At 64.4% G+C, this 21,178-nt stretch carries 33 protein-coding genes; 10 read left to right on the top strand and 23 right to left on the bottom strand.

What is annotated here, in order from left to right:
* Window positions 1-35 precede the first annotated feature (35 nt).
* From LW136_RS07405 to LW136_RS07295, 23 genes are all read right to left on the bottom strand, one after another.
* Window positions 36-458: a J517_1871 family lipoprotein gene (locus tag LW136_RS07405; protein ID WP_234174849.1), complete on the bottom strand. Its 423-nt coding sequence runs from the start codon at window positions 456-458 to the stop codon at window positions 36-38.
* A gap of 33 nt (window positions 459-491) precedes the next feature.
* The gene (locus tag LW136_RS07400) at window positions 492-821 is read right to left on the bottom strand and encodes a phage tail assembly protein T (protein ID WP_234174848.1); all 330 of its coding nucleotides are present in this window, start codon (window positions 819-821) and stop codon (window positions 492-494) included.
* A gap of 14 nt (window positions 822-835) precedes the next feature.
* A complete protein-coding gene (locus LW136_RS07395) occupies window positions 836-1,309 on the bottom strand; it encodes a phage tail assembly chaperone (RefSeq protein WP_234174847.1) in 474 nt (157 codons plus the stop codon).
* Window positions 1,309-1,770 carry a phage tail tube protein gene (locus tag LW136_RS07390; protein ID WP_234174846.1) on the bottom strand — a complete coding sequence of 154 codons (462 nt, stop codon included), beginning with the start codon at window positions 1,768-1,770 and terminating at the stop codon, window positions 1,309-1,311. Before LW136_RS07390 ends, LW136_RS07395 begins: the two co-directional genes overlap by 1 nt.
* Before the next feature lie 6 nt (window positions 1,771-1,776).
* The gene (gene gp17, locus LW136_RS07385) at window positions 1,777-2,130 is read right to left on the bottom strand and encodes a tail completion protein gp17 (protein WP_234174845.1); all 354 of its coding nucleotides are present in this window, start codon (window positions 2,128-2,130) and stop codon (window positions 1,777-1,779) included.
* A gap of 7 nt (window positions 2,131-2,137) precedes the next feature.
* On the bottom strand, window positions 2,138-2,554 hold the full coding sequence (locus LW136_RS07380; protein ID WP_234174844.1) for an HK97-gp10 family putative phage morphogenesis protein: 417 nt from the start codon (window positions 2,552-2,554) through the stop codon (window positions 2,138-2,140).
* Window positions 2,554-2,829, bottom strand: a complete 276-nt coding sequence (locus LW136_RS07375) for a hypothetical protein (protein ID WP_234174843.1) — start codon at window positions 2,827-2,829, stop codon at window positions 2,554-2,556. Before LW136_RS07375 ends, LW136_RS07380 begins: the two co-directional genes overlap by 1 nt.
* Window positions 2,826-3,113 (bottom strand): phage head closure protein, encoded by a 288-nt coding sequence (locus LW136_RS07370; protein ID WP_234174842.1) that lies wholly within the window; start codon window positions 3,111-3,113, stop codon window positions 2,826-2,828. The genes LW136_RS07375 and LW136_RS07370 overlap by 4 nt, the downstream gene beginning before the upstream one ends.
* 31 nt (window positions 3,114-3,144) lie before the next feature.
* Window positions 3,145-3,696, bottom strand: coding sequence for a head-tail connector protein (locus tag LW136_RS07365; RefSeq protein WP_234174841.1), 552 nt, complete (start codon window positions 3,694-3,696; stop codon window positions 3,145-3,147).
* A 3-nt stretch (window positions 3,697-3,699) separates the two neighbouring features.
* Window positions 3,700-3,960 (bottom strand): hypothetical protein, encoded by a 261-nt coding sequence (locus tag LW136_RS07360; RefSeq protein WP_234174840.1) that lies wholly within the window; start codon window positions 3,958-3,960, stop codon window positions 3,700-3,702.
* Window positions 3,961-4,013: 53 nt separating this feature from the next.
* Window positions 4,014-5,330, bottom strand: coding sequence for a phage major capsid protein (locus tag LW136_RS07355; RefSeq protein ID WP_234174839.1), 1,317 nt, complete (start codon window positions 5,328-5,330; stop codon window positions 4,014-4,016).
* A gap of 65 nt (window positions 5,331-5,395) precedes the next feature.
* A complete protein-coding gene (locus LW136_RS07350) occupies window positions 5,396-6,343 on the bottom strand; it encodes a S49 family peptidase (protein ID WP_234174838.1) in 948 nt (315 codons plus the stop codon).
* Window positions 6,340-7,611, bottom strand: a complete 1,272-nt coding sequence (locus LW136_RS07345; protein ID WP_234174837.1) for a phage portal protein — start codon at window positions 7,609-7,611, stop codon at window positions 6,340-6,342. Before LW136_RS07345 ends, LW136_RS07350 begins: the two co-directional genes overlap by 4 nt.
* Before the next feature lies 1 nt (window position 7,612).
* Window positions 7,613-7,786 (bottom strand): hypothetical protein, encoded by a 174-nt coding sequence (locus tag LW136_RS07340; RefSeq protein WP_213574713.1) that lies wholly within the window; start codon window positions 7,784-7,786, stop codon window positions 7,613-7,615.
* Complete coding sequence (locus LW136_RS07335; RefSeq protein WP_234174836.1) at window positions 7,783-9,606, bottom strand: terminase large subunit; 1,824 nt, start codon at window positions 9,604-9,606, stop codon at window positions 7,783-7,785. Before LW136_RS07335 ends, LW136_RS07340 begins: the two co-directional genes overlap by 4 nt.
* The gene (locus tag LW136_RS07330) at window positions 9,569-10,093 is read right to left on the bottom strand and encodes a phage terminase small subunit P27 family (protein WP_213574709.1); all 525 of its coding nucleotides are present in this window, start codon (window positions 10,091-10,093) and stop codon (window positions 9,569-9,571) included. Before LW136_RS07330 ends, LW136_RS07335 begins: the two co-directional genes overlap by 38 nt.
* Window positions 10,094-10,566: 473 nt before the next feature.
* A complete protein-coding gene (locus tag LW136_RS07325) occupies window positions 10,567-10,905 on the bottom strand; it encodes a phage holin family protein (protein WP_038662298.1) in 339 nt (112 codons plus the stop codon).
* A gap of 314 nt (window positions 10,906-11,219) precedes the next feature.
* Window positions 11,220-11,711 carry a hypothetical protein gene (locus LW136_RS07320; protein ID WP_234174835.1) on the bottom strand — a complete coding sequence of 164 codons (492 nt, stop codon included), beginning with the start codon at window positions 11,709-11,711 and terminating at the stop codon, window positions 11,220-11,222.
* The gene (locus LW136_RS07315; RefSeq protein WP_234174834.1) at window positions 11,704-12,045 is read right to left on the bottom strand and encodes a hypothetical protein; all 342 of its coding nucleotides are present in this window, start codon (window positions 12,043-12,045) and stop codon (window positions 11,704-11,706) included. Before LW136_RS07315 ends, LW136_RS07320 begins: the two co-directional genes overlap by 8 nt.
* The gene (locus tag LW136_RS07310; protein ID WP_234174833.1) at window positions 12,042-14,747 is read right to left on the bottom strand and encodes a DUF5906 domain-containing protein; all 2,706 of its coding nucleotides are present in this window, start codon (window positions 14,745-14,747) and stop codon (window positions 12,042-12,044) included. Before LW136_RS07310 ends, LW136_RS07315 begins: the two co-directional genes overlap by 4 nt.
* Complete coding sequence (locus LW136_RS07305) at window positions 14,740-14,961, bottom strand: TraR/DksA C4-type zinc finger protein (protein WP_234174832.1); 222 nt, start codon at window positions 14,959-14,961, stop codon at window positions 14,740-14,742. The genes LW136_RS07310 and LW136_RS07305 overlap by 8 nt, the downstream gene beginning before the upstream one ends.
* The gene (locus LW136_RS07300) at window positions 14,954-15,445 is read right to left on the bottom strand and encodes a phage regulatory CII family protein (RefSeq protein ID WP_038662306.1); all 492 of its coding nucleotides are present in this window, start codon (window positions 15,443-15,445) and stop codon (window positions 14,954-14,956) included. The genes LW136_RS07305 and LW136_RS07300 overlap by 8 nt, the downstream gene beginning before the upstream one ends.
* A gap of 338 nt (window positions 15,446-15,783) precedes the next feature.
* Window positions 15,784-16,041, bottom strand: coding sequence for a helix-turn-helix domain-containing protein (locus LW136_RS07295; protein WP_234174831.1), 258 nt, complete (start codon window positions 16,039-16,041; stop codon window positions 15,784-15,786).
* On the opposite strand from LW136_RS07295, the gene LW136_RS07290 reads away from it, so the two are divergent.
* The 10 genes from LW136_RS07290 (at window position 16,040) to LW136_RS07245 (ending at window position 21,121) form a co-directional block, all read left to right on the top strand.
* The gene (locus LW136_RS07290; RefSeq protein ID WP_234174830.1) at window positions 16,040-16,804 is read left to right on the top strand and encodes a LexA family protein; all 765 of its coding nucleotides are present in this window, start codon (window positions 16,040-16,042) and stop codon (window positions 16,802-16,804) included. The genes LW136_RS07295 and LW136_RS07290 overlap by 2 nt on opposite strands.
* 133 nt (window positions 16,805-16,937) lie before the next feature.
* The gene (locus tag LW136_RS07285; protein ID WP_234174829.1) at window positions 16,938-17,450 is read left to right on the top strand and encodes a hypothetical protein; all 513 of its coding nucleotides are present in this window, start codon (window positions 16,938-16,940) and stop codon (window positions 17,448-17,450) included.
* 3 nt (window positions 17,451-17,453) lie between these two features.
* Window positions 17,454-17,894, top strand: coding sequence for a type II toxin-antitoxin system YafO family toxin (locus LW136_RS07280; protein ID WP_234174828.1), 441 nt, complete (start codon window positions 17,454-17,456; stop codon window positions 17,892-17,894).
* A gap of 115 nt (window positions 17,895-18,009) precedes the next feature.
* On the top strand, window positions 18,010-18,204 hold the full coding sequence (locus LW136_RS07275; protein WP_102857031.1) for a hypothetical protein: 195 nt from the start codon (window positions 18,010-18,012) through the stop codon (window positions 18,202-18,204).
* Window positions 18,201-18,932 carry a hypothetical protein gene (locus tag LW136_RS22895; RefSeq protein WP_234174827.1) on the top strand — a complete coding sequence of 244 codons (732 nt, stop codon included), beginning with the start codon at window positions 18,201-18,203 and terminating at the stop codon, window positions 18,930-18,932. Before LW136_RS07275 ends, LW136_RS22895 begins: the two co-directional genes overlap by 4 nt.
* A gap of 11 nt (window positions 18,933-18,943) precedes the next feature.
* The gene (locus tag LW136_RS07265; protein ID WP_213574688.1) at window positions 18,944-19,219 is read left to right on the top strand and encodes a hypothetical protein; all 276 of its coding nucleotides are present in this window, start codon (window positions 18,944-18,946) and stop codon (window positions 19,217-19,219) included.
* Window positions 19,216-19,614, top strand: a complete 399-nt coding sequence (locus tag LW136_RS07260) for a hypothetical protein (protein WP_234174826.1) — start codon at window positions 19,216-19,218, stop codon at window positions 19,612-19,614. Before LW136_RS07265 ends, LW136_RS07260 begins: the two co-directional genes overlap by 4 nt.
* On the top strand, window positions 19,611-19,874 hold the full coding sequence (locus LW136_RS07255; RefSeq protein WP_038662318.1) for a pyocin activator PrtN family protein: 264 nt from the start codon (window positions 19,611-19,613) through the stop codon (window positions 19,872-19,874). The genes LW136_RS07260 and LW136_RS07255 overlap by 4 nt, the downstream gene beginning before the upstream one ends.
* 24 nt (window positions 19,875-19,898) lie before the next feature.
* Complete coding sequence (locus tag LW136_RS07250; RefSeq protein WP_234174825.1) at window positions 19,899-20,246, top strand: hypothetical protein; 348 nt, start codon at window positions 19,899-19,901, stop codon at window positions 20,244-20,246.
* Between the two features lie 38 nt (window positions 20,247-20,284).
* Window positions 20,285-21,121: a DUF2303 family protein gene (locus LW136_RS07245; protein WP_234174824.1), complete on the top strand. Its 837-nt coding sequence runs from the start codon at window positions 20,285-20,287 to the stop codon at window positions 21,119-21,121.
* Window positions 21,122-21,178: the final 57 nt, after the last annotated feature.

Below are 21,178 nucleotides of genomic sequence, written 5' to 3'. Positions count from 1 at the left end.
AGCCCGCACGAGGCGGGCATTGGCTAGGCCATTTTTCATCTGAGCTGCTGGGCGCAGTAGTAAGACGCCTCCGTCAGCGAACCATCTTTGCGCAGCGAGTAGTCCGCACCTCCGTAATAGGGCGCGGTCACAGCCATTGACTCCTGCGACGCGCGAGCGACATTCAGTCGACCACCATCTTGGGATCGGATCTGCTGGCCGTCGAACTTGATTCGTGAAATCGAATCCTTCCCGTTCCAGCTACTGCAAAGCAACCCAGTTCCCGACGCATCCAAACGTAGCGTCGATAAGTACGGCCCCATGCTTCCCGTCCATGTTCCAACCATCGAAGTTGGCGGCGACACCGCGCGAACGCTCGGAAAGTCATTGTTCAGCATGTCGCTATACATATCGTGCGAGCCGCACGCGGCCAAACTACCAATCAGCAACACAGGCGCACACCAAGCGAGTAGACGCATAGATTCCCTCCCAAAAAAGGCGGCACTCTAACATCACTCGACCTCGGCGCTCTCCGTCACGGCTGCACGGCCGCGCAGGAAGGCGAAGAAGGTTTCGGCAGCGTCCACGGGTTCCGCCTGGGCGGCCTCCTGCTCGTCGCTGACGCGCGCCCAGGGCGGCAGCATGTCGGCAGCCGAGACTTTCGCGCCGGCCGCCTGCAGCGGTGCCGCCGCGATGATGGCCCCCATGACATCATGCCGCATATCGCTGATCGGCGATTCGCGGTCATAGGCGCGCCACAGGTTGAATTCCTCGACGGGCATCTGATCCAGCTCGCCGAGGGTCTTGCCCAGGCGAAGGCACAGGGTCAGCGCGAAGGCCAACCCCGGCTCCGCCTTTAGCCGTTTCCCGCTTCGTCCACCGGATCGGGTGGCGCCTCGCCCTTCTCGGCCATGCCGATGCCGCTTAGCTCGAAGGCCTTGGCGGCGAGGCGGTCATGCACGGCGGAAAAGGTCGCGGCCACCTCGGCCACATCCTGGGCACGCTGGACCGGCTCGGCACTGAACACCGGCGCGCGGTTCTCGTCGTGCAGGCTGGCCACCACCACGAACGCATAGAGCGCGTCGATGCCGAAGGCTTCCCAAGGCTCGCGCTCGCGCTCGGCATCGGCCTGGGTATCACCCTCGACCAGCGCCGGCGACAGCAGGGCCGCCATGCGGTTGTATTCGCGCCACTCGCCGAGTTTCAGGCCGCGCACCACGACCTTGGCGCCCCATTCGGGCACGTCTACGACTTCGCTTTTCAGGTTGCGGAACGGGTCCACCACCTGGGCGCGCAGCGAGGCGGCGGGCGCCGCCTTGCGGGCCGCCATTACGGGCCCACCACGGGATCGGACCAGATGACCTTGCCACTCACGCGCACCATGAAGGTCGCGGCCAGCACGCCACCGGCCGAAGCCTTGTAGGTGTATTGCTTGACGAAGCCCAGGAACTTGCCGGTGGAGCCATCCTTGTGCTTGATCTGGAAGGCGCGCAGGGCGGCATCGTCCTTGGCCTTCATCACGGCCTTGTGCGCGGGGTCGGTCTGTGCCCAGTTGCCGGCCAGAGTGACGTTGGCCGAGTCAGACAGGCCGCCTTCGTATTCCTTGGCATCACTGGCGAACGTGGTGGTTTCGTGCTCGTCGGTCTGGCCGTCCTGCAGGTCGATATCCTTGATAACGACATTCAGCTCGACGTATTCCAGACCCGCGGCGGCGGGGTCAGTCTGCGCGGTATCAGTCATGCCCAGTTCAAGGCCGAGCGCCGACTGGCTTTTCGATTTCTTCGCGGTCATGCGGGGTTACTCCTCGGGGTGAAGGGTGTATTCCCAGCGGATGCCGTAGAGGTCGCTTTCGCGCTCATCGGGCAGGCGCTGGACGCCGCCACAGCCAAAGCCGGGCGCCGGGTAGCGGGTCAGTTCGTCGAAAGTGGCCTTGGCCAGTTGCAGGGCCTGCAGGTGGTCGGCGGCCCATACGTCGACCTGCACCTGGGCGCGCGCGGAGCCATCCGGCCCGCCGAAGGTGAAACCCTCGGAGCCGCCCACAATGGTGTACGTGATGTACGGCGCCACCGTGCCCGCGGGAGCGACGCCAGAAAACACCCGCCCAGCCACCAGCGGCCCCAGGCGGGCATAAATGGATTCTTCAAGAAACATGGTTGCCTCAGAGGCCGGTGATGGCCTTGTCGATGCCAGCGGCCAGGCGGCTGATGGCGGCGCCCTCGATGGCGGGCAGGTTGGCGTCCCAGGTCGGGCGGATGAACGGGGCGGCGATCATGTGCCGGGTGCCCAGCTCGATGAACCGCCAGTAGAACGGGGCCAGCTTGTCGCTACGCGGCGCGCTGATTTTTACGCCCGCGACGGCTTCGCCGGGGGTATCGCTGCGCCGCGCCACGGTGGCCACGGTGCCGCGCTTGAGCCTGCCGGTTCGCACCGGGGCGGACTCGCGCACCTTGTCGCGCGCCACCCGCGCACCGGCCAGCACGGCCTCGCGCGCAACCTTGCGCTGCAGGGCCTGGCTCAGCTGCAGGAAGTCATCGCCCAGGGCATCGAGGCCGATCACGTCTAGCGATACGTCCATCAGCAACGGCCGCCGTGCTTGCTCTGCAGGTGCTCAAGCAAAGCAAGCTCTAGCGATTCGGGAAGGTCGGAGCCGTCGACGCACACAACGCCGCGCGACTCAATCCGCACAGCCATGGCGTGTAGCGTCAGGCTCGCGGCCGGCATCTTGCCGGCGTTATGCGTGACAGTAACGGCGCTGCACATCCGGGAGATATCCAGCCCATCCAGCTCGACGCGGGCGCGCGCACCATCGCTTATCACGACAATCTGCGCCGGGGTCTTCTGCTTGATCATGGTCTCACCGTCTTGCACATCAGGCGCAGCCACTGGCGGCGTTCATCCGGCAGCGGCGCGACGATTTCCAGGGTGATGCCGTGATGCGTCACGCGCATCCCGGCGGTAATGTCTGCGCGGTAGCGCATGCGAATCTCGAAGGTGACTTCCGACTGTTCGGCGCTGGCGGCCAGAAACGCGCGGCCGGATACGCCCTTGACCTCGGCCCAGGGGCGGCAGAACTCATCCCATTCCGTTATCGGGCTTCCGGTCGTGCCTGGGACCATCACGGGCCGCAATATCATGACCTTGTTGCGTAGGGTTCCGGCTCGCATATCAGAACCTCGGCGGTAGGGTTATTTCAGCCAACAGGGCATCCATGTAACCCGAGGGAAGCTCAGCGACAATGGTCCCGACAATCAGGGTTTCCCGATTCTCAAAGGCCGTCGCCGCGTGCATCAGCATCCAGCTTTTCACGCCCGGGTAAGCATCCAGATCGACCCCGGCGCTGTAGCGGATCACCAAGCGCCCCGGAGGACGCCCGGCAGGAAAGATGAGGAAGCTTTCGCGGGCGCTGTGCTGTAGCACATGCGGCACCTGCAGGGCGGTCAGTGAGCCGTCGCTTTCGCGCACGCTCACCGACTGCACTTCCTTGACCTGCCCCACGTCGAGGGCGTGGCCGGAGCCGTAGGCCGGCGGCCACTCCTCTTCATAGGTGGCTTCACGAATCGCCGCGCCGGTCCGCGCCTCGCACTGGGCCGTTACGCCGGGGATGATGATCATCTCGATCAGCTCCGGCTGCAGGTCGTCGACTTCGACCCGGCATTGCCGGGCCACTTCTTCGAGCGTCAGAACCGGCGGACCGGTGTAGGCGATTCGCTTGGCCATGGCTTAGGGCTTCTTGTCTTCGTCGACGGTGTCGTTATCGCCGGTTTTGTTCTCGGCGGTGTTGTCACCAGTGTTTGTAGCTCCGGCGGCGCCGCCCTTGGGTGCGGCAGGCTGCGGGGCCGTGGCGCCCTTACCCTTGGCGTAGGCTTCCGCCACGCCCGCTTCGATCAGCTGATCGGCCTTTTCCTTGGCGAACCCGGCTACTTCGTTCGGGCCGTAGCCCTGCCAGGGTTTCTTGAACTTGATGATGGTCGGCTTGCTCATGTTGGAGTCTCGCTTGGTTCAAGGGACGCCCCGCCGGCGGGCGGGGCAGTCAGTTACATGCCGGCACCCCAGGTGACGCCGGTACCGATGGCGATCGACTCGATATGGCGCGGGCCGAAGTCGTGCTTGCTGATCACGCGGATCAATGTCTGGTCGCGCTGGAAGGCGCTGACCACGTTGCCTTCGCCGTCCTTGTAGGAGGCCTCGGTGCTGATGGCGATGGCCAGCTGCTCGACCTCGCCGATGTAGCAGTCGGCGAAGTTGACGAAGTAGATCTCGGACTCGTTGCCGCCCGCGCCCAGGTTGGTCGGGATCTGGGTAGTGAGAGCCCACTTGTAGCCCTTGAGCAGGCCGGCATCGATCTCCGGATAGGCCTTGTTGCCGTTGCCATCTCGCAGGCTCTGCAGCCAGCGAACGGTGCGCGGGTGCATCAGCCAGCCACAGGCAGCCAGGTCGACGTTAGCCACCTCCAGGCGCAGCATCAGGCCGCCGAGGAAGGTATCGACGTCAGTCAGGGTGACGCCGGCCGGCGCAGCGATGATGTGCCCAGCCGGCGCCCAGTTGCGCAGGCCCTTGGGTAGCGGGTCGACGCCCGAGCCACGGATGAAGTGCAGGTCCTCGGAGAGGCCCATGCTGGTGGCCAGGTCACTGCTGACCAGCGCATCGACGCGCGGGTTGACGCCGGAGAAGGCCAGCAGGTCGTTGGAGATCGGCACGATGGCCGCCGCCTTCTTGGCCGACAGCTTGAGATCGGCGAAGGTCATTTCGGTGAGCGGGATATCCTGCTCGGTACCGATGTAGCTGACCGAGGTATTGCCGCTGATACGCGGCAGGGTCATGTTGCCGTTGTTCAGCGGCAGGCTGACCGCCCCCATGCGACGAACCACCGACTTCGGACGCAGCGACTCGATGACGCCGGAGCTGAAATTTTCCGGCACCAGCACACCGCCGGCACCAGCGGTCACGGTGGACAGCGCCATATGCACGTCGGCGCCGAAACCGTTCACCTTGGCCAGCTCGGCGGCCTGCTGCTGATTGCCCTGCGCTTGCACGAGCAAACGCACCATCTGAGCCATTGCCACATCGGGCTTGGTCGGCTGGTTGTACGGGCCTTCCACACGGCTGCCCGGCGGGCTGGTAATGCCCTGGGCGCCTTCGTTCACCGGTACGGCGGACGAGGCGGCAGCACGCTCCGCGCTTTCGGCACGGCTGATCTTGTCGGACAGGGTGTTGATCTGTGCTTCGAGCTCGCCGAACTTGGCCAGCTGCTCCGCATTGAGGCTGGTACCGTCAGCCTCAAGTTTGGCCAACGCTTGCAGCTCGGTGTTGAGCTGGGCGCGTTCGCTTCGCAGTTGAAGTACTTTGGACATCGGGTGTCTCCTGGGCATGAAAAAGCCCGCACTGGGCGGGCTCGGGTTAGCTGCCGCGAACGCGGTCAGAATCGGGTTTGCAAGTCGGCTGCGGCGGCGCGCATGCCGATCCGCGTCGGGCTGCGCTGGGCTCGCGCCTGGGCGATGGCCTGGGATATCTCATCCACGGCCTGCTGCGGGCTTTGCAGCCGATCGGCTAGCCCCGCGGCGATGCCAGCCTTGCCACGGTAGAGACCTGCCTGGGTGTCGATGACCTGCTGCACGGACAGCCCCCGGTAATCGGCCACGGCGTTGACGAACAGCTGATAGCTCTCCTGCACCAGGTCGTTCAGTACCTTCAGCGACTGGTCGCTGATCGGCTCATGCGGCGTCAGGTCGTTCTTGTGCGAGCCGGCGTAAACGGTGGTCACCTTCACGCCGAGCTTTTCGTTCATCTGGCTGCGGTCGTAGTGGCTGGCGATGACGCCAATCGAGCCGACCCCGCTGGTCTGGCTGACGACGATCTCGCTGCAGGCCGCCGCGATGATGTAGCCACCGCTGTAGCCGCTGAAGTTGATCACCCCGGTGATCGGCTTTTGCTGGGCCATGGCGCGAATGTCCGCAGCCAGCTCGAAGGCTCCGGTAGCGGCGCCACCCGGGCTGTCGATGTCCAGCACGATGTGCTCGACCATCGGATCAGCGACCGCGGCGCGAAGCTGCTGGCGAAGCCCTTCGTAGCTGGTCATGGTTTCGCAGGGCTGCAGGTGCGCCCCGCGGCTGACCAGCACACCGTGCACGTCGATGACCTGAATGCCGGTGCGCGCGATGGTTTGACGCCGGCTTTCCTCGGCCAGCGCGATGCGGTCGTTGTGCCCTTCGTCCTCGATCATTCGGGCGCCGTCACTGGCACCAACGTTGACGATGTTCAGGCTCATCGCCTGGTTGGCCCAGCGCACGCCCAGTTCGAGCATGTCCGGGGTAATCAGCAGCGGCTGGTTGAAGAGCAGGCTGGCTGCTCTGAGATAGGCTTTCATTGCGCCAGGATCCTCTCGATTTCAGCGTGCTGCAGTTCGAGCTGCGCGCGGACGTTGGGGTTGTTCAGGTCGGGCATGCCCTTGCCGGCATCGACCATGTTCAGCGGCTGCAGGTACACATCGCCACCGGCAACCGGTGGCATGTTCTCCAGCCGCCGAATGTCGTTGACGCTCAGCCAGCCCCATTGACGGCCAATGGCGTACGACTCGTAGCGGCTCTTCTGGTCGCCGCGCAGCAGGCCGGACAGGTTGAACTCGATGAAGTGGTCGCGCCGATCCTTGGGCAGCAGGAAGTCACGCATCATCGATTGCTCGTGACGCTTGACCCACGGCAGCAAGGCGAAAACCACGAACTGGATCAGTAGCTGCTCCAGCGTGTTGTAGTTCGACTTCTCCAGGTCGTTGACCATTGGCAGCGGGATCTTGTAGATCCGCGCTACGTCGGTGCCGCTGAGCTTGAGGATGTTGACGATGTCGGCATCAACATGGCTCATGCTGATCGGCTTGAAGGCCATGCCTTCCTGCAGCAGCGCGACCTTCTTGGCGTTGTCCATGCCGCCGTACTTGTCACCCCACTGATCCAGAATGCGATCGATGCTCGCCTGATCCTTGATCGGCGGCGCCTCGCGGGGCCGCTCGATGACACCTGAAACCGCCGCACCATTGGCGAAGCTCTTGCCAGTGTACTGGCGTACCGCCTGCGCCAGCCCCACCGCTTCGGCGTGCAGCTCGATGGGCGACAGCCCGGTGTAGTGGTTGACCGTGTGCCAGCGCACATGGTGAACCATGCGCATCGGCAGCCGCTCCGGATGGTTGCCCACCTGGTAGTAGGGCAGCATGTCGCCGCCCTTGTAGGTGATCACCTTACTGGTATCCAGCGGCCAGAGCGCAGCCACGTTGCCGTCGTCGCGCCGTTCGATCAGCTGGAAGCCGTTGCCGCGCAGGCCGGCGGAGAGCTGGGTGCACTCGCGCAGTTCGTACGGCGTTTGAAAGCCGTTGGGCTGGTAGCGCAGCACGTCGTACAGCGGATGGTTGATGGCGGCTTCGCGTTGGCCCTGCCCTTGCCGGCGATACAGCTCGAGGGGCAACTGGCCGATGGATTCGGCCAGCAGGGTGACGCAGTTCTGCAGCACCGGGATGCCCAGCGCCGTTTCCGGCGTGACGACCATCCCGCTGCTGTTCTTGCCGCGGCCGATCAGCCCGCGCCACCAGTCGTTGCTTTCGGTGACGCTGCCACGCGTGTCGCCGAGAAGGCTGGAAAAGAACATGTCAGCCCCCTTTTGCGTTGAGTTTGGCAGCAGCGCGGTCGGCCAGATAGGACCAGCCGAGCAGCCCACCACCGGCCACCATCAGCGCGGCGGGAATGCTGAGCAGGGCGACACCCGCCACCAGTAGGCCGAACCCAGCCAACCCGGCCAGCCAGGAAAGCACCATCAATTTCATATGCCCGTGCCTTCTTCGTAGATTGAGGTGCCGCTGCTCACGCTGCCGGCGCCGCTGATGCCGGTCGCCATGATCGCGGCGACGATGCCATCGATACGGCCGATCGCCTTTTGCTTGTCCACTTTGCGGTTGCCGGCTGGGTCAGACACGGTGATGGCATTACCTGCGTTCCAGGTCAGCACCGGATTGCCGTCGTGCCGCAGCGTTTCGACTTCCCCCGCCTCGCGCGGTACCAGTTGGTAGTCGCCGGGGTCCAGGTCGAGCACGTCAGGTTCCGCAACGGTACCCAGCAGGCGCCGCTCGAACTCATCCACCGCCGGCCCCATATCCTTGAAGCCTTGGCCGAACGGGGTCAGCTCGGGGAGCGTGATGCCGTGCTCGTTCATCAGCTCGCGCAGGTCTTCGATGCGCCAGCGGTCGTAAGCGATCTGGTGCACCTCGAAGTAGTCGCAGATCGTCTGCAGCCGGCGCAGCACATGCAGTTTGCTGATGGCCTTGCCCGGCGTGGTTTCGAGATGGCCGTCCTTGATCCAGACGCTGTAGGGCACCTTGTCGCGGCGCTCCCGCTCCTCGAGCTGATGGTCCGGAATCCAGAAGTACGGCAGCAGCCGCCAGTGCGGGTCGGCTTCGGTCGGGTAGAACAGCAACGCGAACGCCGTGAGGTCGGTGGTACTCGACAGGTCGAGCCCCGCCACCGCAGGGCGGTTGCGCAGCAGGCGCATGGGCACGCGCTCTTCAGCGGCGCTCCAAACGTCCCAGCCGATCCAGGGGTTGTCCGCCTGGGTCCACTGGCAGAAGTTCAGACGGCGCACGACCGCCTCTTTCGCCGGAAGGCCTCGCGCTTCGGCGACTTGTTCGCGCAGGTACTTGCGGCCGGGAATGCCCTCGGTTTGCCGCTCCGGATCAGCTACGAAGTCCAGCGAGGGGTTGACCTTCGCCCAGCAGCTCTCATCGGTGAACGGGTCGTCGCCTTCGTCCAGGGAGCAGATGAAGGCGAACAGGCTGTCGTTGTCCTCGATGCCGGCGCAGATGCGCTTGCCCAGCTCGTGGTACTGACCGCAGACGCTGTTCTTGTCGCTGCCGCTGTTGGTGATCATGACGATCATGGCGCGGCGGCGGTTCTTCGTGCCGGCGCGCATCATGTTTACGGCGGTGGCGCTCTTGTGCTCGTGCAGCTCGTCCAGCAGGCCGATGTGCGGACGCGGGCCGGACTGACCATCGTCCGAGCTGATCGGCCGGAAGAAGCTATTGGTGCTCGGGTAGAACAGGTTCCAGACCTTCTCGTCCCGGCCCGATTGCACCAGCCTGCGCACCAGCGCGGGCGACATGTTGACCATGCTCACCGCATCGCGGAACAGGATCATCGCCTGGTCGCGCTTGGTGGCGGCTGCGTAGATCTCGGCGCGCTGCTCATCGTCGGCAACCAGGCCGTAAAGGCCGATGCCACCCACCAGCGGCGACTTGCCGGAGCCCTTGCCCGTCTCGATGTAGGCCATCCGGAAGCGGCGGTAGCCGTCGACGGTGTACCAGCCGAACAGGCTGCCGACCACGAAGGCCTGCCAGGGCGCCAGCACGAAGGGCTCGCCCTCGTACTCGCCGCCGTTCAGGCAGAGCACTTCCTCGAAGAAGCCGAGCGCCTTGTCAGCCGCGGCCTGATCCCAGACCAGCCCGCGCAGTTCGGCGGTATCGCGGTCGCGCAGGTGGCGCTTGCAGGCGTTACGCACGTCAGGGCCTGCGACCAGCTCACCGGCCAGCACCGCCTGGGCGAATGCGGTTACGCGGTCAACTGAAGTACTTGGCGGCAGCGTCTCGTTGTTCATTGGGGAATAGCTCACCTTGCGGGGCCGCCGCCTTCATGTTGCGGCGGGCCATCGGCGAGAAACCAAACAGGGCACCGGCGGCGTTCGCGCGCTTTTCGGCGTCGTTGGCCAGCTGCCGCCACACGCTGATCTGCTTGGCGCCAGTGGCGAATGTCTGGATGTCGCCACTGCATTCAGCCTTGGCGTTGTGCTCGGCGATCAGCCGGCGGAAGCGCTGCCAGTCCGCTACCGCTTCGCAATAGGTGGCCAGCGCCATCATGTCCAACTTGCTGATCCAGCCGAGGGTAAGCAGGTCCGCAACCACGCGATCCCACTCGGCCGCAGCCTCGGCGCTCAGCCAGTCAGGCTTCGGCGGTGCGTCGACCGGCACGGCCGGTTCCAGCACCTCGGCCAGCAACTGGTCGGCGTTCTTTTTGCTCGGGTTACCCTGCAGCAGGTGCAGGTGCGCCGGCTTGCCCGGGCGTCCCGAGTTACTGTTTCCGGCCATAAATAACCTCTGATGCGCTTCGGTTTCCGGATACCCCCCCTCTCCATTTTTCCCGCCGTTGCACACGGAGTTGGGGGACTGGTCTAGAGCGGGTCGCCGCCTGAATTTTTCACCCCCCCTACCCTGGGCGGTGCCAGTGGTGGCGCGGGTCGAGCGGGCGGCCATCGGTGCCGCACCCTGGCTGACGCCCCGACTTCTCGAAGCGTTGCTTGTCCGAGCTGTGGCAGTTGGTGCACAGCGACTGCCAGTTATCCCGCGACCAGAACAACCTCCAGGCAGCCGCAATGCGCTCGGGGTCACCGCTCGCCTTCGCTTCCTTCAGCCGGGGCGGCGTCTTGTGGTCCACCACCTGCGCCAGCACCGGGCGGGCTGGGCTGCTGCACCCCCCGCAAAACGGGTTGCGCCTCAGGTGATCTTCACGGGCCAGCTGCCAGCGGTAGCCGTACCCGCGTGACGCAGCCGTGCCGCGCCGGTCAGCCCTGCCGCTCGACATTGCAGACTCCCGCCTTCTTGGCCAGGTAGCGCGCATAGATGCCACCGGCGATGTCAGCGCCGATCAGGCCCACGGCGATGCCCATCGCGCCGGCCAGCAGATAGTCCTGCTTGAGCCAGTAGACGAACATCAGCATCGACACACCGAACAGCGCCGAGCTGCCGAAGCGCAGCAGCACCCGCTTGACCAGCACCCCGACAGCCACACCAGCAGCCTCGGCGCGCCACATCTCGCCGGTCAGCCCAGCAAGCGCGACAAGGATCAGCATCCACGCCGGCAGGTCTGCCAGCGACTGCTGCATCTGCTGTTCGGTCGACATGCACCGCACTCCTGAACTGCGAATAAAAAAGCCCGCATGGCGACGGGCAAGGGCGATGGCGGCGCCATCAGCCAGAAAAGACAAAGCCCCGCACGATGGCGGGGCTTTGAGAGGTGACCGGCAGGGGAACCGGCCTTTGCCTGACACAGCAAGTTAGGCTCGTTTCGGTCATCGCCTTGGCGCTGCTCTGACCTGTTATGCGCTTTGTACCCCCCGACTGCGGCGGCGTAAACGGTGAGTTAACGCCACCCGGCAATGTTCCGGTTATCTAATGCTTATCTGCCGGTTATCTCCCGCCAATGTGGCCCGAGGAATTAAGCCACGTAACGCCCACCGTGCACGCGCTGCATCCGGCGGCGGTATTCCAGCTCTGCCCTCACCCGCTCGTGCAGCTGCTGCACCCGGTCGTGATAGGTCCGCTCCGAACCGATCTTCACCCGCCGCATCTGCTGCTTAACCGTCGGGATCGGGTCTGGCAGGTAGCGCACCATGGCCAGCTTCACCAGCTGCGTTTCCAGGCAGAACGGCGGGCGCCCGGTGCGGCCCGCCAGCTTCCACGCCTTCGCCAGCTTGCGGTCCTGTGCCAGCCCGGCCTGCTTGAGCGTTCCGATGGCCGCATCCACCTCCTCGGCAGCGTGATCCACCGCGCCAGCCAGCCCCATCGAGCCGCGACCAGAAGTGGGGATCATCCCGCCGTACTGCATCGCCACCGCCAGCGGCGACGAGCCAGCCGCTCCAGGCGAACCCAGCCCGCCGCGGCACCGCTCTCCCCAGTGCTGCAACAACGCCTCGACTGCCTCAATCACGGCCCACCTCCCCTGCAAAACCAACCCGACACACAAACGCCCAACCCAACACAAACCCGACACACTCAAAACCCTTACAAATCAATGCCTTCAAAGCATCTGTGTCGGGTGTGTTGGGTTTGTTGGGTTTTTCAGCCCTCGCATAAGAAAAAAACAGCGCCGCCTTTGAAACAGCCAAACGAATCGGCGCATGCACGCCTGCGCGCGCGTCAAACCCAACACACCCCGCACACACGCCGCAAAGCCCCGCCATTGCTAGCTCCGCGCTGTGTTGGGTCGCAAAACCAAACCCGACACAACCCAACACACCCGACACACCATCGCGCGCACTCATGCTGCCTTCCCCTTCACATGATCCCAGCCATCCACGTCCCAGCCCGCCTCCCGCGCCTTCGCACGCCAATCCTTCACCAACTGGCCGAGCGCAGCGCTCGTCAGAGATGGGGGCAGGGAAGAGTTCGGATCGTCAGGGATGAAGAACGCGCCAAAGCGCCGTGAGTTGCCATCCGTCCAGGGGATCGGTCGTGCCGTCTTCTCCACCTCGGAACTGATGAACAGGCTGAACTTCGTCTGGCTCATCGCGTGTTCACGGTTGCGCTGGCACCACTCGAGGAACAGCGAATAGAGGTCGCTCGACAGGCAGCCACCCCACAGCCCGCGCCCCAGCTCCTGCGTACGCCACTGGTGCAGAAAGGTCTGCCAGCCGGCCCGGCTCAACGCCACCAGGCGCTGCCGTGCATCGGTATGCGGCGGGCGCGTCCGCTCGTTGAAGTCGCCCAGTTCGACCGCCAGCAGCCACGCATACAGCGCCGCCACACCACCATTGGCCAGCTCGCGCCCGATCGCCTGCTGCCGCTCCGGCGGCAACGTCTCCTGCGGCCACATCACCAGCAGCCGGCGGTCACTGTCACTGATCGGCCACGGCAGAATCTCGTTCGAGAGGAACACCGCATTCATATGGTTGGCTTCCTCCCAACCATTGATGAACTTCGACTCCATCCGCACCGTCTTGCCCGTGATCAGATGCTTGATCTTGCCCACTTGGTTGTAACGCTGGTCGCGGCTGACCACCTCTTCGAACACCGCCCACAGCTTCCGGCTCTGCCACGCGTTGAAGTTCGACTCCAGCTGCGTCTGCCCCACCGTCGCCGCGTACTGCCCATACAGCGCACCCATGGTGTCCGCGAAGAACAGGCTCTTGCCCGAACCCTCCATCACCGAATGCATCAGCACAGCGGTGTCCAGCTTCGCGCCCGGGTGCTGCAGCGGAAAGGCCAGCCACTTCGTCAGCCAGTCCAGCGCCTTGCCGTCGTGGTTACAGAGAAACGAGATCAGCCAGCGCAGGTTCTCGCACGCCGCATCATCACGCACCGGCTCCAGCGGCAGCCCCTCGAACGTGTTGATGTACGTCGCCGGGTCCTTCGTCATCGTCGGGTCGAACACGATGTGGTCCACGTCCACCGTGCGGCGCTCGGCACTGTTGAGCCACAGCGCATAGGCATCGCCCAGCGCCATCTTCACCGCCCCTTCCGGGATGCGCCGCTTCTTCTCGCGGTCCCACACATCCTTCGTCCCGTCGATGTACACATAGCGCTCGGTCGGCGGCATGCCCAGCGCCCCGACCTTCTTGCCCGCCATGCGCCGCGCCTGCTCGATCTCGCGCACCGCATCGGCACCGATCAGCTTCTTGTTCGTGTCATCCAGCCAGGTCTTCGCCAGCGGCTTGCCCACCAGCGCCTCGAAGGCGGTCTTCTTCATCGCCGCTTTCTTATCCTGGTCCCATACCTGCGTCGTGCCTTCAACCAGCGCAAACCGCCGCAGCACCTGCTCGGGCGTGAAGCCCGCCCCCTGCCCCCCGTTGTCGGAGGAGCCGGCCGGCGCAGCGGCTTCGGCCTCGGATGGGGCCGGGGAAGGCTTGCCAGCCGCAACAGCCGCATCGAGCTGCTGCGCTACCGCCTCCAGCCCCCACGCCACATGCACATCGTTCCAGTCCTGCCCCGCGGCGCCTTCGGCCGGCAGCATCGGGAAGGCAGCAATGCCACCCACCTCTCCCGCCGCCGCTTCCGCCTTCTTGCGGCCCGGGTTGCCCGGCTTCGTCGGGTCATCGTCACCGGCCACCACCAGCAGCGCATCCGGGCATTGGGCCGCCAGGTCACGCGCCACCGCCGGCATGTTGCCGGAGTCCAGCGCCATCGCCACCGGCCAGCCCTTCGCCATATGCACACTGGCAGCCGTCGCATAGCCTTCGGCCTCGCCAATTACCGCCGCGGCGGCCAGGTCACCCAGCACATGCCGGCAACCCGCCTTGCGCCCGTACTTCGGGAACAGCTTCGTGCCCTGCTCATTGATCGCCTGCAGGCTCCACAGCTTCCCCGCCGCATCGCGCAGCGGAATGGCAATGCTGCCCTTCTTGAACATCAGAAAGCTGATCGAATCTGGCCGCGGCTTCGGCAGGTTGGCGAAGAACTCGCGCGTCTCACTCCCCACCCACACATCGCAGCGCTGCCGCTCGTCATCGATGGAAAGCACAACCGTGTAATGGAAGAAGCCAACGCCAAAAGCCCCCACCTGCTTGCGTTCCAGGTAGGGGCTTTCGCCTTGCGGCTTGCAGTGCTTCGTCCAGATCAGCTCACACGCGCTGGCCACCGCCTCGCGCATCACCGAGGCCCGTGCTTCGTCCGCTTCGATCTCAGCCTGCCGCACCGCCCGCCGGGCTTCCGCCTCGGCATTCAGGCGGCGTTTCTCCTCGGCAGTCATCGGCTCCCGGCGCGGCCGCCAGCCGTTGTCCTTCGCCAGCTTGATCACCGTGCCCATGCCCGTGCCGGCCTTGCGGAAGCTCCGCCAAACCGTCTTCGCATCGCCCGCCTTATACCCAGCGCCCGTCGCGCTCCAAGTATCCCAGGCGTCGAAGCCGGCACTGGCGAACTCCGCCTTGATGCCCATGCCCACCTGCAACCAGGTGTCGCGGTCATCGGCGGGGATGTACTGCAGCAGCTCGGTCAGGTCGGCCAACGTCAGCGGTACGCGCTCAACCACGCCGCACCCCCGCATTCCGCTTGTCCTCGATGCCCTGGCACTCGGTGCACATCCGGCAACCTTTCACCGCCTCGCGGCGGGCCTTCGGAATCTCGCCGCCGCACCCTTCGCACTCGGTCAGGCTCTCACCCTGGTACTGCACGCGACTTGCGATGAGGCGCTGCAGCTCCTCGTCCTGCTCCCGCTGGGCACGTTCGATCAGATGCTCATCCATGGCACACCGCCTCCGCTTCCATCGCCTGCTCAGCGCCGGCCACAATCCCCAGGATCTCGCCGATCATCTTGTTCGCGTGGTAGCGCAGCGCTTCCACCTCGTGCCGCTCCCAGCAATTGTCCTCGGCGCCATCGTGCAGGCTGCCCACGAATTCGCCTTCGGCCTGCAGCAGCGCGCCCAAAGCCTTCAGCGCATCGCGCGTAGCCGGTACCGGCTGCGGCACAAACGCCACCGCGCCGGCCGGGCGCACCAACGCCGCCAGCAGGCGCGGGTCGCGCGTGGTCGCCACAATCTCTTCAAGGAACTCAGGGTGCAGCGGGCGGTTACCCGTAGGGTTGACGCGCTTGCTCAGCTCGTCGGGGTCGATGCCGATGGTCAGTGCCACCGCGTTCTGCCCACCCACCGCATCGCGCGTGGCGCGGTACAGCGCCTGGCGGGTGGTCAGCACCGGGCCGGCGCCCGGCAAAAGGTCTTTACGGCTCATAGCGTTAATGCCCCTGTAACGCTGTAGCCAACCGCCGGGCCATTGCCCTACAGTTCACCTACAGCACGCGACCCTCATGACTGCTGTGTCCACGGGTCGCGGGTTGAGGTAGCCGGCTGGTAACCGGTTACCGGACCGTCGAGGCTGGGGTTCTTGCTGTGGTAAGTGGGTCCCCAGTTCTCGACCTCTATACAAGCCTGCCGCCGTAGCGACAGGCTTTTGTGTTTCTGGGCTGCTTGCCCGGCGCCGGCCCGATGGCGTTGGTAAGACTCTCGGGCCGGCTCCCGCCTGATACGTGTGCTGCTGTGCTGTGTCCTGAAGGCGGGCTGTGATTCTGGTTAGGCGCGGCGTTCGCCTTGGCGCCGCTCTCCGCGCCTACGCTCCGCCTGGCGGCGGTCAGCTTCGAAGCCGGCGCCGCCGCTCTTCTCGGCATAGAGCTTTTCCAGCTCCTTACCGATGCAGTAACGGAGCTCAGCGCCATTCAGCGCCCGGAAAACGGTCGGCTGAGTAACGCCAATAGCATCAGCGATGCCTTGCTGGGTCATCCCAGCTTCGATAAGCGCTTTCAGCATTTCAGTGATCGAGGGAGTAGTCATGACAAAGGAATGTATCCGGCTACGCATTGAGCAAGATAATACGCATCGGAATTGTCAGCCGCAATACGCTTTGCATAATTCGCAAAGGAATAATCTCGGCATGGCTATTTCGATCGGTCACATCGCCGCCACGCTGGCGGCAAGGCGCGAAAAGCTGGGCTGGAGCGAGACAGAGCTAGCCAAGAGAGCCGGCCTTAACCAATCCACCGTGCACCGCATCCTCAAGGGTGAGTTCCAGAACCCGCAGATCAATTACATCGAGCGCCTCACTCGCGCCCTTGGGTTGGACATGGCTGAAGTACTCGGCCTCCGCCAGCCCGATCCGCAAACCCTAGACTCGACCTTGGGACCTGGGCCCGCCTTGCATCAACGCGTACCTCTGATTTCATGGGTGCGCGCCGGAGATTTATGCGAGGCGATAGATTTGTTTGAACCTGGCTTTGCCGATGACTGGCTAGACTGCCCTTTCCCCCATAGCCCCTCCGCCTACTGCCTAGAGGTCCGAGGGCTGAGCATGTCCCCAGAGTACAGAACCGGGGAGATTCTTCTCGTGGAGCCCGAGCTGGTCCCCATGCACAACGATGACGTTGTCGTACGCACTCCGGATGGCCAGGTAACGTTCAAGCGCTTGCAGATAACCGAGGACGGCACATACCTTCTGGCATTGAACCCGGAATTTCCGAATCGAATCCTGCATATGCCAGAACAAACGAGCTTCTGCGGTGTAGTGACTGGTTCATGGATCAAGCGGAAACGACGGTAGACCGCGGGCAGAGACTGGACAGAATCCGAACCAAAGGTGTAAAGATACAGAACTGGCGAGTGGCAACGCGGTCTTTATATCCGTATACTCGCCGGCCACTTGAAACATGCTTGCACCCAAAAGAGACGCAGATATGGCTCTCAATCTCGCTGCCTCATCGCTGATCATGGCCACGCTGGCAATGGTTGGAGATTATTCGGTTGCTGCACAGGCTTCGCATCTGCGTTCTTCATCGTCGCATGCGGAACGCCCGAGTAAGCCAGTCAACCGACAGGACCAGCGCCGCATAATCGAAGAGATCCGGGACCAGTTCAATGAACTGGACGGACTCTACGCGCAAGCAATTCAGGCCACTCTTAAGCGCGGGTGCTTCGACGCAGAGCTGTTTGAGCGTCTTCCACACCACATCAGCATGACGAGAGCGCTAGAGGCGGCCCTGCGTGGGACCATCGTTCAGCCTGATATTGAGGAGGCGCACATGGGCTTGCGCCGCTCAGTGGCGAAGGTCAGAGGCCGACTGGTTCAGCTTGAGAATCTTCTTCTCCAAGCTCATGAAACGCCGGACTACTTCGAGAGCGACATCGACATGGAAGGGCTGAAAGCGCTTGCAGACCATTCCACTAGGCATCTGGCGAAGATTGCCTAGCGAATGGCGGTAATCGTTACCTTCAATAGCTCCACATATTCCGAACTGTTCGCTCCGATAGAAGCCAGCTATCCCGGCCTTGCCGAGAAATTAAGGGCTGACTTTCAGCGGTACGTAGAATCCGACCGTACCAACCCGCCGCATTATTTTGGGCGTGACGTCTGCTACACGCAGCCTCCCGAAGCGCTTAAATCCTCGTTGATGCACATCCACATAAAGCTTCCCCCCGGCCGCTTTCCACAGGACCGCGCGCAGTATTACCGCGTCTGCCAGCCTGGAAAACCAGGGCAAGATGCCGCGCTGGTGTATGTCCAGGGCGAGCTCGAAGAAGAGAGCTACCAGCTGTTAGCGTTTCTATGGCCAGATGCTCATGGTCAAGCCCGCCAGAGAGATTTGATGCGCTACCTTGCACGCCTCGCCCAAGAGTTTCGAGACAGCCACTAATAGGCGTCGCCTCATCGCGGAAAGCCGCTTTGGTATTTTAATCCCTATACGTATTGACTAGATAAATTCGTTGACGGATTATTGCCGCGTACCCACTTACCACGGGATCGCGACAATGGACACAGCACAGCACAGCAGCACCCGCTGCCCGGTCTTCCTGCACCCGGCAGCGGCATCCAACCCTTTCACCGTACGCCGCATCGAACGTGAAACCGGCCTGACCGCTCACGTCACCCTGCGCGCCGCACAGCTCAAGCGCCACACCCTCCCCGCCTTCGAGGACTTCGGTCCGTTCGGTGGCGCAGCATGAGCACCTTCTCCCTCACCAGAGGCAGCGAAGCCGCCCTTGGCTTGCTCGCCAGCCAGGCCGGTAGCGAAACCCTGCTGCTCACCCAGCCCGCCCGCGAGCTGCGCGCCGAGCTCAGCATCGAGCCATTCACCAGCGACAGCGGCGATCAGCTGCTGGCCGTGCTGTTCATGCGCGAGCAGCGCCACAGCATGACCCTCCAGCGCAACGACGGCGCGAACGCGCAGCACCTGGCCGATTGGGTCGAGGCCGTCGCCAACGGCACGCTGGATACGGCCGAGGCAATTCCGCAGCGCACATACCCCGCACCGCTGCTGCCTTGCAGCAAGTGCAATGGGGCTGCAATCGGCTACGACTACTCGCCTTCCGGCAGCACGTTTATCCACGGAGTGAAGTGCCGCTATCGCGGCTGCCAGGCGGTCGAGGGCGCTGATACCGCGACCGAAGCGCACGATGCTTGGAACGCCGTCCAGCTCGAACAACTGGCAGACCCTAGCGACCTGCAAGCAGCAACGGCCGCATTCAACGCTGCCGCCAGTGAGCTGAACGCGAAGGCAAAGCCAGCCCAGGCTCCAGATGGATGGCAGCTCGTGCCGATGGAGCCGACGCAGGCAATGCGCGAGGCGTTTCACGCGGCGACCGAGCGCTACGAAGATGGCTATGGCGAGAGCCCGGATAGCCAGTGGCACGCCATGCTCCGCGCCGCCCCGGCCCCCAGCCCCACAGCCTGAGGCCCGCCACCATGAACCGCACCCTCGACCAGGCCGCTGCAGTGCTCGGCATCGGCCCGCGCAAGCTGCGCGCCCGCATGCGGGAGCTGGGCCTGCTCAACCACGCCGGCGAGCTCATCAGCACCGAGCGCAGCCGCGGCCGACTGTTCGTCGACACCCGCAGCCGCTGGAACCCGGCCATCAGCACCTACAGCCATTACGGCGTGGTCATGGCCACCGAAAAGGGGATCGGCTGGCTGGCCGAGCAGCTGGGCATCACCGTCACCAAGAAGGACGCCGCCGCATGACAATCTCTGCCAACCAACACGCAATCGGCGCGCTCAAGCTCACCAGCCTGTATCTGGACCACCCCAGCGTGGTATCTGCCGACACCCTGCGCGGCGCTTGCACCGAGGCCATCATCCACCTGCGCGCCAACCAACCGCACGCGGATGACCTTGGCCGGCTCTGGTGCGCCCTGTTCGCCGTGCTGCCGCGCAGCTTTCTGCCCTACGTCACGCTGACCACCGACCCGGCGACGCCATACGCCTGCGTCATCACCGATGCCGCAGGCAACATCGTCGACCGCCAGCTTGGCAAGACCATCGAGGGCATCACCGAACTCATCCGCCTGCGCCACACCGCGCCCAGCCCGGCACGCACTACAGAGGGGCGCGGGGAGATCGGAGGGGCAACACCGTGAGCAGCACCTACCAGCAACTGCTGCGCCGCTACGACCGGCCCTGCCTGCCGCTGGACGAAGTGCGCGCCGAGTACCTGCCGCACATCGGCGACGTCGAGTCGCTGATCAAGCTGATCCACCAGGGCCGCGTCCGCCTGCGCTACACCCGCACGGACGTCACCCGCAAGGCGCCACCCGTTGTTTACCTGCGCGATCTGGCCGCCTGGCTGGACGCCCACGACCCGAGCAACACCCAACCCGCCACTGACCAGGTGGCGTAACCAACCGCAACAAGGACACAGCAAATGAAAGCAACCGACACCAGCGAGTTCATCAACAGCCTCAACGCCGGCGTCTTCGCCGACCAGGTAGGCCGCGCCCTGTCCGACGTCGCCGCAGGCGTCATCGAGCACAGCAAGCAAGGCCAGATCACCCTGACGTTCAAGCTCAAGCAGATCGGCCAGAGCAACCAGGTGGCCGTGTCGCACACGCTCGACTACGTGCAGCCCACCAAGCGCGGCAAGAAGCGCGAAGACACCACGCTCGACACGCCGCTGTACGTCACCGCCAACGGCCTCGAACTGTTCCAGACCGACCCGACCGCGCAGCTGTTCAGCCGCGAAGACGCGCCGGTTAAAGCGCGCGAAGTCTGACCCAGCAAAACCCACTTACCACACAAGGAAGCAACACCATGCCACTGAGCAAAGAAGCCATTCAGCACATCGAGTCCAACGCCCTGGCCGCCGCAGCGCGCGAACTGCACGTCGACGACGGCACCCGCTTTGCCGTCCTGCCGGAAGCGGTGCGCCTGCACAGCCTCGAGCAGTACCAGCCGGTACGCGATCGCTTCCGCGGCACCATGGCCACCCACTCCCTGCAGGACTTCACCAAGTACGTCGAAGCGCATGGAGTTGATGACAGCGCGCCGGTGAGCTCGCGCGGCTTCATCGACCAAGACGCCATGCGCGCCACCGTCATCTTCAACCTGGGCGCCCCAGGCTTCGCCGGCCACGGTGACGACACCGCCACCCTCACCCTCAAGCCCACCGCTGCCTATGCGGCATTGCAGAGCATCGTCGGCAAACCGCACAGCCAGCAGGCACTCGCCGAATGGCTGGAGGACTGGCTGCCCAACCTGATGGCGCTCGACGGCAGCACTGACCTGAACATGGTGAAGGCCATCAACGCCGTGCGCCGCATGACCATCAAGGCCACCAGCCAGCGCGACAGCAACGTCGGCGACTTCTCCTCCAGCCGTTCGGCCATGGACGAGATCGAGGCCAAGAGCCAGGAAACCCTGCCGTCGGCGTTCATCTTCACCACCGTGCCGTTCGAAGGCCTGCAGGTCACCACGATCACCCTGCGCCTGTCCGTCATCACCGGCCGCGACGAGCCGCAGCTCAAGCTCCGCTGGGTCGGGGAAGAAGCCCAGCGCGAAGAGTTCGCCCGCGAGTTCAAGGCGGTGCTCGAGCAGGAAGTGGGCGGCCTCGTGCCGCTGAGCATCGGCACCTTCAGCCTCGGCAAGTAAGCGCAGCACCTACCCGCCGGCCTTACCAGCCGGCGGTTCTACATCAGAGGGACACAG

This window comes from Stutzerimonas kunmingensis (assembly GCF_021432085.1).
In the GTDB taxonomy this organism is placed as follows: Bacteria; Pseudomonadota; Gammaproteobacteria; order Pseudomonadales; family Pseudomonadaceae; genus Stutzerimonas.
The sequence above is the reverse complement of the archived record's forward strand: the minus strand, read 5'-3'. Positions and strand labels throughout refer to the sequence as shown.